This window comes from Arthrobacter sp. Soc17.1.1.1 (assembly GCF_036867195.1).
Classification (GTDB): Bacteria; Actinomycetota; Actinomycetes; order Actinomycetales; family Micrococcaceae; genus Arthrobacter_D.
Window position 1 is genome coordinate 1375755 of the sequence record NZ_JBAJII010000001.1, and the last position, 15787, is coordinate 1391541.

General features: G+C 61.6%; 3 protein-coding genes and 5 rRNA genes. 7 read left to right on the top strand and 1 reads right to left on the bottom strand.

What is annotated here, in order from left to right:
- Nucleotides 1–75: 75 nt before the first annotated feature.
- Together V6S67_RS06245 and rrf (V6S67_RS06250) are read left to right on the top strand one after the other, a co-directional pair.
- Nucleotides 76–3231: ribosomal RNA gene (locus tag V6S67_RS06245) — 23S ribosomal RNA — on the top strand.
- A gap of 324 nt (nt 3232–3555) precedes the next feature.
- Nucleotides 3556–3672: ribosomal RNA gene (gene rrf, locus V6S67_RS06250) — 5S ribosomal RNA — on the top strand.
- Nucleotides 3673–4211: 539 nt separating this feature from the next.
- On the opposite strand, the gene V6S67_RS06255 is transcribed toward rrf (V6S67_RS06250), so the two are convergent.
- On the bottom strand, nt 4212–5495 hold the full coding sequence (locus V6S67_RS06255) for a cyclopropane-fatty-acyl-phospholipid synthase family protein (protein WP_334209417.1): 1284 nt from the start codon (nt 5493–5495) through the stop codon (nt 4212–4214).
- A 733-nt stretch (nt 5496–6228) separates the two neighbouring features.
- Here V6S67_RS06255 and V6S67_RS06260 point away from each other — a divergent pair.
- From V6S67_RS06260 to V6S67_RS06280, 5 genes are all read left to right on the top strand, one after another.
- Nucleotides 6229–7762: ribosomal RNA gene (locus tag V6S67_RS06260) — 16S ribosomal RNA — on the top strand.
- 657 nt (nt 7763–8419) lie between these two features.
- Nucleotides 8420–11575, top strand: a 23S ribosomal RNA gene (locus V6S67_RS06265).
- Between the two features lie 324 nt (nt 11576–11899).
- Nucleotides 11900–12016, top strand: a 5S ribosomal RNA gene (gene rrf, locus V6S67_RS06270).
- Together the 16S, 23S and 5S rRNA genes form the textbook arrangement of a ribosomal RNA operon.
- Nucleotides 12017–13265: 1249 nt before the next feature.
- Nucleotides 13266–14759, top strand: a complete 1494-nt coding sequence (locus V6S67_RS06275) for a hypothetical protein (RefSeq protein ID WP_334209418.1) — start codon at nt 13266–13268, stop codon at nt 14757–14759.
- On the top strand, nt 14752–15786 hold the full coding sequence (locus V6S67_RS06280; protein WP_334209419.1) for an HAD-IIA family hydrolase: 1035 nt from the start codon (nt 14752–14754) through the stop codon (nt 15784–15786). The genes V6S67_RS06275 and V6S67_RS06280 overlap by 8 nt, the downstream gene beginning before the upstream one ends.
- Nucleotide 15787: the final 1 nt, after the last annotated feature.

Consider the following 15787-nt stretch of genomic DNA (forward strand, 5'->3'; position numbering starts at 1 on the left):
AGCAATTTCTATGAATAATCTGGTTTCGGACGTATGTCCGGTGCCTGGTTTTCTCGATATGTTTTTGATCTTAGTGGTCAAGTTTTTAAGGGCACACGGTGGATGCCTTGGCATCAGGAGCCGAAGAAGGACGTGGGAATCTGCGATAAGCCTGGGGGAGTTGATAACCGAACTTTGATCCCAGGATGTCCGAATGGGGAAACCCCGCCCGGCGCGCGAGTGACCGGGTGACCCGTATCTGAACACATAGGGTACGTGGAGGGAACGTGGGGAAGTGAAACATCTCAGTACCCACAGGAAGAGAAAACAATAGTGATTCCGTTAGTAGTGGCGAGCGAACGCGGAACAGGCTAAACCAGTGGTGTGTGATAGCCGGCGGGCGTTGCATCACTGGGGTTGTGGGACTTTCCGTTCCAGTTCTGCCGGACTGGTGAAATGAGTGCGTGCGTATAGGTGAACGGGTTTGAAAGCCCGGCCGGAGAGGGTGTAAGTCCCGTAACCGTAATGCGTGACGCCGTTTGGAGAGGATCCCAAGTAGCACGGGGCCCGAGAAATCCCGTGCGAATCTGCCAGGACCACCTGGTAAGCCTAAATACTCCCTGATGACCGATAGCGGACCAGTACCGTGAGGGAAAGGTGAAAAGTACCCCGGGAGGGGAGTGAAACAGTACCTGAAACCGTGTGCCTACAAACCGTCGGAGCAGACTTGTTTCTGTGACGGCGTGCCTTTTGAAGAATGAGCCTGCGAGTTAGTGTTACGTCGCGAGGTTAACCCGTGTGGGGAAGCCGTAGCGAAAGCGAGTCTGAATAGGGCGAGTAAGTGGCGTGATCTAGACCCGAAGCGAAGTGATCTACCCATGGCCAGGTTGAAGCGACGGTAAGACGTCGTGGAGGACCGAACCCACTTCAGTTGAAAATGGAGGGGATGAGCTGTGGGTAGGGGTGAAAGGCCAATCAAACTTCGTGATAGCTGGTTCTCCCCGAAATGCATTTAGGTGCAGCGTTGCGTGTTTCTTATCGGAGGTAGAGCTACTGGATGGCTAATGGGCCCTACAAGGTTACTGACGTCAGCCAAACTCCGAATGCCGGTAAGTGAGAGCGCAGCAGTGAGACTGTGGGGGATAAGCTTCATAGTCGAGAGGGAAACAGCCCAGACCACCAACTAAGGCCCCTAAGCGTGTGCTAAGTGGGAAAGGATGTGGAGTTGCCCAGACAACCAGGAGGTTGGCTTAGAAGCAGCCACCCTTGAAAGAGTGCGTAATAGCTCACTGGTCAAGTGATTCCGCGCCGACAATGTAGCGGGGCTCAAGTACACCGCCGAAGTTGTGGCATTCACATAGATCCCAAGCCGGAGACTTGTTCTCCTGGTTCAAGGATGTGGATGGGTAGGGGAGCGTCGTGTGGGCGGTGAAGTCGCGGTGTAAACCAGCGGTGGAGCCTACACGAGTGAGAATGCAGGCATGAGTAGCGAAAGACGGGTGAGAAACCCGTCCGCCGAATGATCAAGGGTTCCAGGGTCAAGCTAATCTGCCCTGGGTAAGTCGGGACCTAAGGCGAGGCCGACAGGCGTAGTCGATGGACAACGGGTTGATATTCCCGTACCGGCGAAGAACCGCCAATACTGATCGAGGGATACTAACCGCCAGAAGCATGACCGCCCACCCTTGTGGTGACGTGGTTTTTTGTGGATCGCGGGACCTGATCTCGGGAGGTAAGCGTATTAACAGGTGTGACGCAGGAAGGTAGCCGAGCCGGGCGATGGTAGTCCCGGTCTAAGGATGTAGGGCGAACCATAGGCAAATCCGTGGTTCTGGTTTAGATACCGTGCTTGAGATCTGATGGGACCCCCGTCAAGGGGGGATTCGGTGATCCTATGCTGCCGAGAAAAGCATCGGCGCGAGGTTCTAGCCGCCCGTACCCCAAACCGACACAGGTGATCAGGTAGAGAATACTAAGGCGATCGAGAGAATTATGGTTAAGGAACTCGGCAAAATGCCCCCGTAACTTCGGGAGAAGGGGGGCCCCAACTGTGAAGGCGACTAGCTCGCCGGAGCGGATCGGGGCCGCAGAGACCAGGGGGAAGCGACTGTTTACTAAAAACACAGGTCCGTGCGAAGTCGCAAGACGATGTATACGGACTGACTCCTGCCCGGTGCTGGAAGGTTAAGAGGACCGGTTAGTTTCACGCTTGCGTGGGACGAAGCTGGGAATTTAAGCCCCAGTAAACGGCGGTGGTAACTATAACCATCCTAAGGTAGCGAAATTCCTTGTCGGGTAAGTTCCGACCTGCACGAATGGAGTAACGACTTCCCCGCTGTCTCAACCATAAACTCGGCGAAATTGCAGTACGAGTAAAGATGCTCGTTACGCGCAGCAGGACGGAAAGACCCCGAGACCTTCACTATAGTTTGGTATTGGTGTTCGGTGTGGCTTGTGTAGGATAGGTGGGAGACTGTGAAGCGTGGACGCCAGTTCACGTGGAGTCATCGTTGAAATACCACTCTGGTCACTCTGGATATCTAACTTCGGCCCGTAATCCGGGTCAGGGACAGTGCCTGATGGGTAGTTTAACTGGGGCGGTTGCCTCCTAAAAAGTAACGGAGGCGCCCAAAGGTTCCCTCAGCCTGGTTGGCAATCAGGTGGCGAGTGTAAGTGCACAAGGGAGCTTGACTGTGAGAGAGACATCTCAAGCAGGGACGAAAGTCGGGACTAGTGATCCGGCGGCACATTGTGGAATGGCCGTCGCTCAACGGATAAAAGGTACCTCGGGGATAACAGGCTGATCTTGCCCAAGAGTCCATATCGACGGCATGGTTTGGCACCTCGATGTCGGCTCGTCGCATCCTGGGGCTGGAGTAGGTCCCAAGGGTTGGGCTGTTCGCCCATTAAAGCGGTACGCGAGCTGGGTTTAGAACGTCGTGAGACAGTTCGGTCCCTATCCGCTGCGCGCGCAGGAAATTTGAGAAGGGCTGTCCTTAGTACGAGAGGACCGGGACGGACGAACCTCTGGTGTGTCAGTTGTACTGCCAAGTGCACCGCTGATTAGCTACGTTCGGATGGGATAACCGCTGAAAGCATCTAAGCGGGAAGCCTGCTTCAAGATGAGATTTCCATACACCTCGAGTGTGAGAGGCCCCCAGCCAGACCACTGGGTTGATAGGCCGGACGTGGAAGCAGGGACTAACGACCTGTGAAGCTGACCGGTACTAATAAGCCGATAACTTACACCACACACCCACCCCCACCGATGGGAGGACGGGCTGTGACACCAGGGACCCAGGCAACTGGACACCCGGCGCCACACCCACCACCAGCGGTGACACACGGGGAGGGTGAAGATCACATGCTACGCGTCCACTATGCGGTTCCCAACCAACAACAGGAACCACCTCATAACTGAATACATCCACAACTGGAGACATCCAGCACACCGCACAAACCCCTCCAAGGCACCACGCCCCACAGGGTTACGTGCGGGAGCGATGTAACCCCACAGATTTACCACCCGATCCGAACCCCCCTGGGGGCGCCCGGACCGGGACCGGTAGCAAGGGTTACGGCGGTCATAGCGTGGGGGAAACGCCCGGTCCCATTCCGAACCCGGAAGCTAAGACCCACAGCGCCGATGGTACTGCACCCGAGAGAGTGTGGGAGAGTAGGACACCGCCGGACAACCATTACAGGAAACGAGGCCCCACCACCGGTGGGGCCTCGACCCCTTTAACCACCCCCAACACCCCACCCAGGCCAGCGGGCACTCCAAGCACCCAGGCACGTGCTCGCGACGACGTCGTCATCTCCGCTCGTGACTGTGGCAGGGTCCGTCTACGCCCGCCGTGAATTCATACACCCAGGTGTGCATACCGTTGCTCAGCGGCTTCTAGGACGTCCGCTTCAACGGAAGTGGACCGGCCGATATGGCCTCAGCCGTGTATCCAGTGTCCGGAGGGCTCAGCACTGTCGTCGTCGAGTGCGAGGCGCTCGGCGGACAGCCGGCCAGAGCGCCGCTATCGAGACCTACCTCGGGTTTCCGCAGAGCCTCGGCGGCTCCGATCTGACGCAGCGGACTTCGCTCCGGGGAGGGGATCGGTGACACCGGTGCAGGTCTTCCTCGGCCGGTGGTGAAGCGGCTCTCGAGGCGGGCTCCACGACGAAGGACGTCGGTAGAGGGACCGGGCGCAGTCCCGATATAGGCCGCGCGTTCATTACTTCTACACCCACTCCCTCCGCCGCAAGGGAGGTTCCTCCCCTCCAGGGCGCTGCACCAGCACCTGGTTCACGCCGTTCAGCCCCCGCTCGAAGCCGAGCGCGCTCGATGCCATGTACAGGCGCCACACCCGAGCCCGTCCCTCGCTCGTAAGCCTTACCGCCTCGTCCCAGTTCTGCTCGAGGTTGTCCACCCAGGCCCGGAGCGTCAGTCCGTAGTGCCGGCGCAGTGCTTCGACGTCGAGCACCTCCAGGCCTGCTGATTCGAGCGCGCCGATCATGACGGTGAGGCTGAGCATTTCCCCGTCGGGAAAGACGTAGCGGGGGATGAAGGAGTCCGGATCCGGTGGCATCTCGCCGGCGTTCCAGGAGATCGCGTGATTGAGGAGGCGTCCGCCGGGGCGCAGCAGGCTGTACAGGCGGGACGCGTAGTCGCCGATCTGCTCGCGGCCGACGTGTTCGGCCATGCCGATGGAGCTGATCGCATCGAACGGGGTGTCGTGGACATCGCGGTAGTCCTGGACCCTGATCTCGATGCGGTCGGTGAGGCCGGCGCCCGACACCCGCTCCCGCGCGAGATCCGCCTGCTCTCTCGAGAGGGTGACACCGATGACGTCCACCCCGTAGTTCTGCGCTGCGTGCAGCGCGAAACTTCCCCACCCGCAGCCGACGTCCAGCACCCGCATGCCGGGACGAAGACCGAGTTTGCGGCAGACCAGGTCAAGCTTCGCCTCCTGGGATGCGTCCAGGCCGATCGTCCCGTCCTCCCACACGGCGCAGGAGTAGACCATGGACGGCCCCAGCACCAGCGCATAGAACTCGTTCCCGACGTCGTAGTGATGCGAAACCGCCGCGGCGTCACGTTCCTTGGTGTGCTTCCGGCCGGATCTCGCCACATCCATCTCTTCGGGCGGCGGCGCAGGCGGCGGCCCCACTGCTCCGATCCGGATGGCCGTCCGGATGAGCCTGATGCGTTCACTCACTGTGGGAGGGCGGAACGCCTTCAGCTCGGCGAACTTGCCCACCGAGCTGAGCGCCGAGAAGCTCTCGAAGAGGTCGCCGGGTCCGTCGATCTCGCCTGCGACGTACGCGCGGCTCAGCCCGAGCTGATTCGGTGCCCAGAGCATGCGCCGGAGCCCCCGCCGGGAACGGAACTCGATCACCGGTGCATCGCGCGGCCCCGCTTCCGAGCCGTCCCAGGCCTGGAGCCTCAGTGGTATCTCTTCGGTGCCCAGGATGATCCCCAACGCTTCGGCCAACCGCGGCGCCACTCCCTTGTGCCTGCTCATGCCCCCTGTCTACTACGACTTGCCCCCGTGAACCAGAGCACGGCCGGCCGCCACCGTTCGGGGCCGACCCGGACTCTCGCGGATACCGACCACGAAGCCCATCCCGGGAAGGTGCTCGGATGGAGGATGACTCCCGGAATCGCCGCTGTCACCGCTGTCACCGCTGTCGCCGTTGTCGCCGGTCCGGCGCTGCAAGGCGGAGGGGACCGTGGGCCGGCGCCAGGATCGGTGGGGCCGACGACCCCGTGGGGTGGGGTGCGGGTGTGGGTGGATTTGGTGTTGGGGTGGGGGGTCTCGTATAGTTATGGAGTTGCCCCGGTGAGGGCGGCAAACCCCCCTTGCAGAGTTGAAGTTGTTTCAGCGTGTGCGGTGCATGTCGTTGGGATGGGCTTCTGGTTTGTTGTCGGTTGTGTGGGTCTGTTGGTGGGTCGTGGTTCGTCTTTCGGGGCGGAGGAGCGGTTCGGGACGGATTTGCGGGATCGGTTCGGTGGGGGTAAGCTTGTGAAGTTGCTTCGGAGCGAGGACATGACGGTTTGGTTGTGTTTGGTGCCGGTAGCTCCTGTTGTTTGAGAACTCAATAGTGTGCCAAGTTTGTTGATACCGATTGTTTTTTGATTGGTTGAATTTGCTGGTTGCCGCACCCCGTGTGGTGGCTGGTTTTTTTGGCTGGTTTCGAATTTTGTGCAGCATGGTTCCCCGTTTTCCCGGGGTTCGGTGTTGTGTCTGTGAATCATTTACGGAGAGTTTGATCCTGGCTCAGGATGAACGCTGGCGGCGTGCTTAACACATGCAAGTCGAACGATGAAGCCAGCTTGCTGGTGGATTAGTGGCGAACGGGTGAGTAACACGTGAGTAACCTGCCCTTGACTCTGGGATAAGCCTGGGAAACCGGGTCTAATACTGGATACGACCTTCCCACGCATGTGGTGTTGGTGGAAAGCTTTTGTGGTTTTGGATGGACTCGCGGCCTATCAGCTTGTTGGTGGGGTAATGGCCTACCAAGGCGACGACGGGTAGCCGGCCTGAGAGGGTGACCGGCCACACTGGGACTGAGACACGGCCCAGACTCCTACGGGAGGCAGCAGTGGGGAATATTGCACAATGGGCGCAAGCCTGATGCAGCGACGCCGCGTGAGGGATGAAGGCCTTCGGGTTGTAAACCTCTTTCAGTAGGGAAGAAGCTGATCTTTTGGGTTGGTGACGGTACCTGCAGAAGAAGCGCCGGCTAACTACGTGCCAGCAGCCGCGGTAATACGTAGGGCGCAAGCGTTATCCGGAATTATTGGGCGTAAAGAGCTCGTAGGCGGTTTGTCGCGTCTGCCGTGAAAGTCCGGGGCTTAACCCCGGATCTGCGGTGGGTACGGGCAGACTAGAGTGCAGTAGGGGAGACTGGAATTCCTGGTGTAGCGGTGAAATGCGCAGATATCAGGAGGAACACCGATGGCGAAGGCAGGTCTCTGGGCTGTAACTGACGCTGAGGAGCGAAAGCATGGGGAGCGAACAGGATTAGATACCCTGGTAGTCCATGCCGTAAACGTTGGGCACTAGGTGTGGGGGACATTCCACGTTTTCCGCGCCGTAGCTAACGCATTAAGTGCCCCGCCTGGGGAGTACGGCCGCAAGGCTAAAACTCAAAGGAATTGACGGGGGCCCGCACAAGCGGCGGAGCATGCGGATTAATTCGATGCAACGCGAAGAACCTTACCAAGGCTTGACATGAACCGGAATGATGCAGAGATGTGTCAGCCACTTGTGGCCGGTTTACAGGTGGTGCATGGTTGTCGTCAGCTCGTGTCGTGAGATGTTGGGTTAAGTCCCGCAACGAGCGCAACCCTCGTTCCATGTTGCCAGCGGGTTATGCCGGGGACTCATGGGAGACTGCCGGGGTCAACTCGGAGGAAGGTGGGGACGACGTCAAATCATCATGCCCCTTATGTCTTGGGCTTCACGCATGCTACAATGGCCGGTACAAAGGGTTGCGATACTGTGAGGTGGAGCTAATCCCAAAAAGCCGGTCTCAGTTCGGATTGAGGTCTGCAACTCGACCTCATGAAGTTGGAGTCGCTAGTAATCGCAGATCAGCAACGCTGCGGTGAATACGTTCCCGGGCCTTGTACACACCGCCCGTCAAGTCACGAAAGTTGGTAACACCCGAAGCCGGTGGCCTAACCCCTTGTGGGAGGGAGCCGTCGAAGGTGGGACCGGCGATTGGGACTAAGTCGTAACAAGGTAGCCGTACCGGAAGGTGCGGCTGGATCACCTCCTTTCTAAGGAGCGCCTCGAATCTTTCGTCCTCGTCCACTGTGGTGGGGGTGGGGTTCGCAGGAGTCAGCCCATAGCGCGGGCGTTTGTTCCGCGATGGGTGCTCATGGGTGGAATATCAATGAATAGGTGTCGTCGCTGGTGTTGGCCGGCTCGAGTACGCCTGGTGGCCTGTGTCGTGTGTCCTGTCTGTCTTCCTGTGTGGGAGGTGGTGGGGTGTGCGGTGTGGGGTGCGGGGTTGGAATGGGCGGGTTGATGTTTCTGGTGGCGGGTATCGTTTGGCACACTGTTGGGTCCTGAGATAACAGGGCCCTTTCGATCGTGGTTGTCGTCTCTGTCCGGTGCGGGTTGTGCTGGGTGTTCGTGGTGTCTGTGTGGTCTGTCCTTTGCGGGGTGGGGTGCGCGGCTGGTGCGGGTGTCCTGGTGGGATCCGGTGTCCGGGGGTTCGGTGATCGTTGGTTGGGGGGGTTTGGTTGTTTCTGGTTTCCCGCGCATGCTCTGTCCGTGTCCCGTGAGTGGGGGTGGGTGGGGGTGTGACGGGGTTGTTGGTTGAGAACTGCATAGTGGACGCGAGCATCTTAAAAAGAAGCAATTTCTATGAATAATCTGGTTTCGGACGTATGTCCGGTGCCTGGTTTTCTCGATATGTTTTTGATCTTAGTGGTCAAGTTTTTAAGGGCACACGGTGGATGCCTTGGCATCAGGAGCCGAAGAAGGACGTGGGAATCTGCGATAAGCCTGGGGGAGTTGATAACCGAACTTTGATCCCAGGATGTCCGAATGGGGAAACCCCGCCCGGCGCGCGAGTGACCGGGTGACCCGTATCTGAACACATAGGGTACGTGGAGGGAACGTGGGGAAGTGAAACATCTCAGTACCCACAGGAAGAGAAAACAATAGTGATTCCGTTAGTAGTGGCGAGCGAACGCGGAACAGGCTAAACCAGTGGTGTGTGATAGCCGGCGGGCGTTGCATCACTGGGGTTGTGGGACTTTCCGTTCCAGTTCTGCCGGACTGGTGAAATGAGTGCGTGCGTATAGGTGAACGGGTTTGAAAGCCCGGCCGGAGAGGGTGTAAGTCCCGTAACCGTAATGCGTGACGCCGTTTGGAGAGGATCCCAAGTAGCACGGGGCCCGAGAAATCCCGTGCGAATCTGCCAGGACCACCTGGTAAGCCTAAATACTCCCTGATGACCGATAGCGGACCAGTACCGTGAGGGAAAGGTGAAAAGTACCCCGGGAGGGGAGTGAAACAGTACCTGAAACCGTGTGCCTACAAACCGTCGGAGCAGACTTGTTTCTGTGACGGCGTGCCTTTTGAAGAATGAGCCTGCGAGTTAGTGTTACGTCGCGAGGTTAACCCGTGTGGGGAAGCCGTAGCGAAAGCGAGTCTGAATAGGGCGAGTAAGTGGCGTGATCTAGACCCGAAGCGAAGTGATCTACCCATGGCCAGGTTGAAGCGACGGTAAGACGTCGTGGAGGACCGAACCCACTTCAGTTGAAAATGGAGGGGATGAGCTGTGGGTAGGGGTGAAAGGCCAATCAAACTTCGTGATAGCTGGTTCTCCCCGAAATGCATTTAGGTGCAGCGTTGCGTGTTTCTTATCGGAGGTAGAGCTACTGGATGGCTAATGGGCCCTACAAGGTTACTGACGTCAGCCAAACTCCGAATGCCGGTAAGTGAGAGCGCAGCAGTGAGACTGTGGGGGATAAGCTTCATAGTCGAGAGGGAAACAGCCCAGACCACCAACTAAGGCCCCTAAGCGTGTGCTAAGTGGGAAAGGATGTGGAGTTGCCCAGACAACCAGGAGGTTGGCTTAGAAGCAGCCACCCTTGAAAGAGTGCGTAATAGCTCACTGGTCAAGTGATTCCGCGCCGACAATGTAGCGGGGCTCAAGTACACCGCCGAAGTTGTGGCATTCACATAGATCCCAAGCCGGAGACTTGTTCTCCTGGTTCAAGGATGTGGATGGGTAGGGGAGCGTCGTGTGGGCGGTGAAGTCGCGGTGTAAACCAGCGGTGGAGCCTACACGAGTGAGAATGCAGGCATGAGTAGCGAAAGACGGGTGAGAAACCCGTCCGCCGAATGATCAAGGGTTCCAGGGTCAAGCTAATCTGCCCTGGGTAAGTCGGGACCTAAGGCGAGGCCGACAGGCGTAGTCGATGGACAACGGGTTGATATTCCCGTACCGGCGAAGAACCGCCAATACTGATCGAGGGATACTAACCGCCAGAAGCATGACCGCCCACCCTTGTGGTGACGTGGTTTTTTGTGGATCGCGGGACCTGATCTCGGGAGGTAAGCGTATTAACAGGTGTGACGCAGGAAGGTAGCCGAGCCGGGCGATGGTAGTCCCGGTCTAAGGATGTAGGGCGAACCATAGGCAAATCCGTGGTTCTGGTTTAGATACCGTGCTTGAGATCTGATGGGACCCCCGTCAAGGGGGGATTCGGTGATCCTATGCTGCCGAGAAAAGCATCGGCGCGAGGTTCTAGCCGCCCGTACCCCAAACCGACACAGGTGATCAGGTAGAGAATACTAAGGCGATCGAGAGAATTATGGTTAAGGAACTCGGCAAAATGCCCCCGTAACTTCGGGAGAAGGGGGGCCCCAACTGTGAAGGCGACTAGCTCGCCGGAGCGGATCGGGGCCGCAGAGACCAGGGGGAAGCGACTGTTTACTAAAAACACAGGTCCGTGCGAAGTCGCAAGACGATGTATACGGACTGACTCCTGCCCGGTGCTGGAAGGTTAAGAGGACCGGTTAGTTTCACGCTTGCGTGGGACGAAGCTGGGAATTTAAGCCCCAGTAAACGGCGGTGGTAACTATAACCATCCTAAGGTAGCGAAATTCCTTGTCGGGTAAGTTCCGACCTGCACGAATGGAGTAACGACTTCCCCGCTGTCTCAACCATAAACTCGGCGAAATTGCAGTACGAGTAAAGATGCTCGTTACGCGCAGCAGGACGGAAAGACCCCGAGACCTTCACTATAGTTTGGTATTGGTGTTCGGTGTGGCTTGTGTAGGATAGGTGGGAGACTGTGAAGCGTGGACGCCAGTTCACGTGGAGTCATCGTTGAAATACCACTCTGGTCACTCTGGATATCTAACTTCGGCCCGTAATCCGGGTCAGGGACAGTGCCTGATGGGTAGTTTAACTGGGGCGGTTGCCTCCTAAAAAGTAACGGAGGCGCCCAAAGGTTCCCTCAGCCTGGTTGGCAATCAGGTGGCGAGTGTAAGTGCACAAGGGAGCTTGACTGTGAGAGAGACATCTCAAGCAGGGACGAAAGTCGGGACTAGTGATCCGGCGGCACATTGTGGAATGGCCGTCGCTCAACGGATAAAAGGTACCTCGGGGATAACAGGCTGATCTTGCCCAAGAGTCCATATCGACGGCATGGTTTGGCACCTCGATGTCGGCTCGTCGCATCCTGGGGCTGGAGTAGGTCCCAAGGGTTGGGCTGTTCGCCCATTAAAGCGGTACGCGAGCTGGGTTTAGAACGTCGTGAGACAGTTCGGTCCCTATCCGCTGCGCGCGCAGGAAATTTGAGAAGGGCTGTCCTTAGTACGAGAGGACCGGGACGGACGAACCTCTGGTGTGTCAGTTGTACTGCCAAGTGCACCGCTGATTAGCTACGTTCGGATGGGATAACCGCTGAAAGCATCTAAGCGGGAAGCCTGCTTCAAGATGAGATTTCCATACACCTCGAGTGTGAGAGGCCCCCAGCCAGACCACTGGGTTGATAGGCCGGACGTGGAAGCAGGGACTAACGACCTGTGAAGCTGACCGGTACTAATAAGCCGATAACTTACACCACACACCCACCCCCACCGATGGGAGGACGGGCTGTGACACCAGGGACCCAGGCAACTGGACACCCGGCGCCACACCCACCACCAGCGGTGACACACGGGGAGGGTGAAGATCACATGCTACGCGTCCACTATGCGGTTCCCAACCAACAACAGGAACCACCTCATAACTGAATACATCCACAACTGGAGACATCCAGCACACCGCACAAACCCCTCCAAGGCACCACGCCCCACAGGGTTACGTGCGGGAGCGATGTAACCCCACAGATTTACCACCCGATCCGAACCCCCCTGGGGGCGCCCGGACCGGGACCGGTAGCAAGGGTTACGGCGGTCATAGCGTGGGGGAAACGCCCGGTCCCATTCCGAACCCGGAAGCTAAGACCCACAGCGCCGATGGTACTGCACCCGAGAGAGTGTGGGAGAGTAGGACACCGCCGGACAACCATTACAGGAAACGAGGCCCCACCACCGGTGGGGCCTCGACCCCTTTAACCACCCCCAACACACCCACCCGGCACGAGCTCGCGACGATACCGGGCCGCGGCGAAGGGTAGAGCTCTGCATCACATCTTCGGCAACCACCCGTGTGGATGAAGGTCCGGTCCGGGCTTCGTGGTTCCATAGATGGGTAGGACCCACAGCAAAATAGAGACCCGCCGGCGCTTCTTCGCCGGCACCTGACGAGAGGACCGCGCTGCCATGGCTGAGCAGGAGCACACCGCCGGACGAGACGGGGAGTCCCGCCAGCCGGGGGGCGCGAACCGCGGAGATCAGGGTGGGTCGGGTCGGGCAGGCCGTCACTCCTGGGGTTCGAAGTCGGGTGGACACCGCACGCCTTCCTCGTCGGATGGTGCGGACCACGACCGCCGCACCGGGCCGCGTGCCTCCTCCGGTCAGGACAGGTCGGACCGCGGTACTCCTCGCGACGATCGGCGGGGTGCGCGCCCGGAAGGTGGCTCGCGAGGCTCCGGCGGCGGGCGGCCTTCAGGCGGGCGGCCTGCATGGAAAGGCCAGTCGGGCACTGACCGTCCGGGTCGCACCGGCGGTGCCTCCGAACGCGGTGCCCAGGGCGCCGGCCGCGACAGGCCGGCGTACGGACGCGACGACAGGCCGGCGTACGACCGCGGTCCACGGGCGAACCAGGAACGCGGTGGTACCTATGGCCAGCGCGACGAGCGCCCGAGGCGGGACACTGATCGCCCGGGCCGGAGCTCGGACCGCCCCCAGGGAACATCCGAGGGGGGCAGGAACGCACAGCTGCGAGGTGCTGCGTCCCGTGGAGGGTCGGCCGCCGGCTCTGCAGCGGACAAGCACTCCCGGTACCCGGGTCGCGGTGGAGCTGCTGCGGAGCGCACGACGGGTGGTGCAGACAAGCCCTGGAAGTCCCGCACCTCCTCCGACGCGCGCGCCGGCAGTGCCCGTCGCGCGGGCGGACGCACCGACTCCTATCGCCGTCCCGGGGATCGCGAGGACCCTCGGGGCGGAGGGCCCCGCGCGGAGGATCGCCGCGGGCCCCGGACGGACGACGCCTCATCAGCGCCCCGTCCGCACAACGCACGCGATCTCCGCAGCGCCAATCGTCCTGATCGTGAGCGTTCCCCGGAGATCGACGAGGATGTCAAGGGCGACGAGCTGGACCGGGTCACCCGCGCCCAGGTCCGCAATCTCGAGGAGCGCAGCGCTCTGTGGGTGGCCAAACACCTCGTCATGGCGGGGCGGCTCGTCGACGACGACCCCGAACTGGCCTTCCAGCATGCGCTGGCTGCAAGCCGCCGCGGCGGACGTCTCGCGGCCGTACGTGAGGCCGTGGGCGTGACCGCCTACGCTGCAGGGCACTACGGCGAGGCTCTCCGCGAATTCAGGACGTTCCGGCGTATCAGCGGCTCGAACGTGCACCTGCCGGTCATGGCCGACTGCGAGCGGGGGCTCGGGCGTCCGGACAGGGCGCTGGACCTCGCGCGCAGTGAGGAAGCGGCGTCGCTGGACGCCGCAGGCAAGGCCGAGCTCGCAATGGTCGTCTCGGGCGCGCGGACGGATCTGGGTCAGCTCGACGCGGCCGTCGCGGCCCTCGAGATCCCGCAGCTGGACCTGCAGCGGGCGTTCTCCTTCAGTCCGCGGCTCTTCCGTGCCTACGCCGATGCGCTCGACGCCGTCGGGCGCACGAGTGAATCCGGCACGTGGCGGCGCCAGGCCGGTGTGGCCGAGCGTGCGCTCGGACTCGACGACGAGCTGGAACCGGACATCATCGATCTCGGCGAGGACGACGAACCGGCACCCGTGCCGGTCCCACGCGTCGCCGACGTCCTCGGCTCTCCGGCCTCCGCCGGTGCCGGTGAGGGCACCGGGGCCACGGAGACCGCCGAGGGCTCTGAGGACGCAGGTGACGGATCCGGCGCGGCAGGAGGACATGCAGCGGGCGAAGAAGCCAGTGCAGCCGACAGTGCAGCCGACGACGGCGACACCGGGATCGAAGGCGGCAGCAGTGACGCCGCAGATGGTGCCAAGCCTGCGTCCGAGCCTGCGGTCGAGGACGATGTCGAGCCAGGGACGGACCACGACGTCGAGGTCGGGACGGGTGCGGACAGCGCGCCATCGGGCGTGCAGATGCCCATCCCGGTCGACGGCCTCTCCTCCGATAGCGGCTCCTCCGACGAGGAGGACGACCTGGTTCGGCACGACGACCCGACGGAGAAGGGGGCCGGAACCACCTCGGCTGCAGCTCCTTCGTCCGCAGCGCCCGGCGCCGCTGACGAGGCCAATGACGAGGCCGCTGACGAGGCCGCTGACGAGGCCGCTGACGAGGCCGCTGACGAGGCCGCTGACGAGGCGGCTCACGAGACCAAGGTGACGGTCGATGCCGTGCCCGTCGGCGACACCGCGGCGCCGGTCGAGGCCCTCCAGACCGAGATGCTCTTCAGCATGGACGACTCCGGAACCGCCGACATCGTCGACGCCGCCGACACCGTGCAGCAGGCCCGAGGATCAGCGCCGGCCCCCGCCGTCCAGTTCTCGGAGCCCGAGACGATCACGGACGCGGATACGGAGACAGCTACGGACAGGGAGGCGTCGGACGCGGCATCGGGGGCGGCGTCCGAGGACGGTCGGGAGACGAAGGCGGCTGCGCCGAAGCGGAAGCGCGCCACCAAGCCCGCGGTGACCCAGGACGACGGCGTCGATGACTGAGCACGCCACGACCACTGAACCCACCGCCGGGCGCCCCGTTGCCCCGCGCCTGATCGACGGCTACGACGGCGTCCTGAGCGACCTCGACGGCGTGGTCTACGCGGGGCCGCACGCGATCGACGGCGCGAGGGATGCCCTCGAGCGCCTCGCGGGCGAGGGCAAGAGCCTCGCCTACGTCACGAACAACGCGTCGCGGTCCTCCGAGCAGGTCGCGGCTCACCTGCGCGAGCTCGGCGCCCCGGCCACGGCCGAGCAGGTCTTCGGCTCCGCGCAGGCCGGCGCCGAACTGCTGGCCGGCCAGGTGGCACCAGGGTCGACGGTGCTCGTCGTGGGGAGCGAGACCCTTGCCGACGCCGTCCGGGCGCAGGGACTCGCCGTCGTCGCCTCCGCCGACGACGGGCCGGATGCCGTCATCCAGGGCTTCGCCCCCACGGTCGGCTGGAAGGACCTCGCCGAGGCCGCCTACGCCGTCGCCGCCGGGGCCACCTGGGTCGCCACGAACACCGACATGTCCATCCCGCAGGAGCGGGGCATCGCCCCCGGGAACGGCACCCTCGTGGCCGCCGTGGCCGCTGCGACGGGTAAGTCGCCGTCGATCGCGGGCAAGCCCGGGGCCGCGCTGTTCGAGACAGCGGCCCGCCACTCCGGCGTCGACCGCGCCCTCGTGGTCGGCGACCGGCTCGACACCGACATCCTCGGCGGCAACCGTGCGGGCATGGCGACGGCCCTCGTCCTCACGGGGGTCGACACCGTCCGTACCGCCCTCGCTGCGCACGTGACCGAGCGACCGGTCTACCTCATCGGCTCCCTCACCGACCTCTACGCGGAGTACCCGGCCATCACGGTCGAGGACGGGTCCTACGCGTGCCGCGGGGCGACAGCCCGGGTGTCGGGTTCCCGGGTGACCGTCACCGGTCGCGAGGACGACCTCGACAGCTGGCGGGCGGCCTGCGCCGCCTGGTGGGCCGCGCACCCGGACACGGCGCCGGAGTCCCCTCCCGAGGTGGGCTTCGAAACCGCTGGCTAGG

What these genes read in the sequence shown, in the direction of transcription:
- V6S67_RS06255 (WP_334209417.1), bottom strand. Translation starts at nt 5,495, where the DNA reads ATGAGCAGGCACAAGGGAGTGGCGCCGCGGTTGGCCGAAGCGTTGGGG.
- V6S67_RS06280 (WP_334209419.1), top strand. Translation starts at nt 14,752, where the DNA reads ATGACTGAGCACGCCACGACCACTGAACCCACCGCCGGGCGCCCCGTT.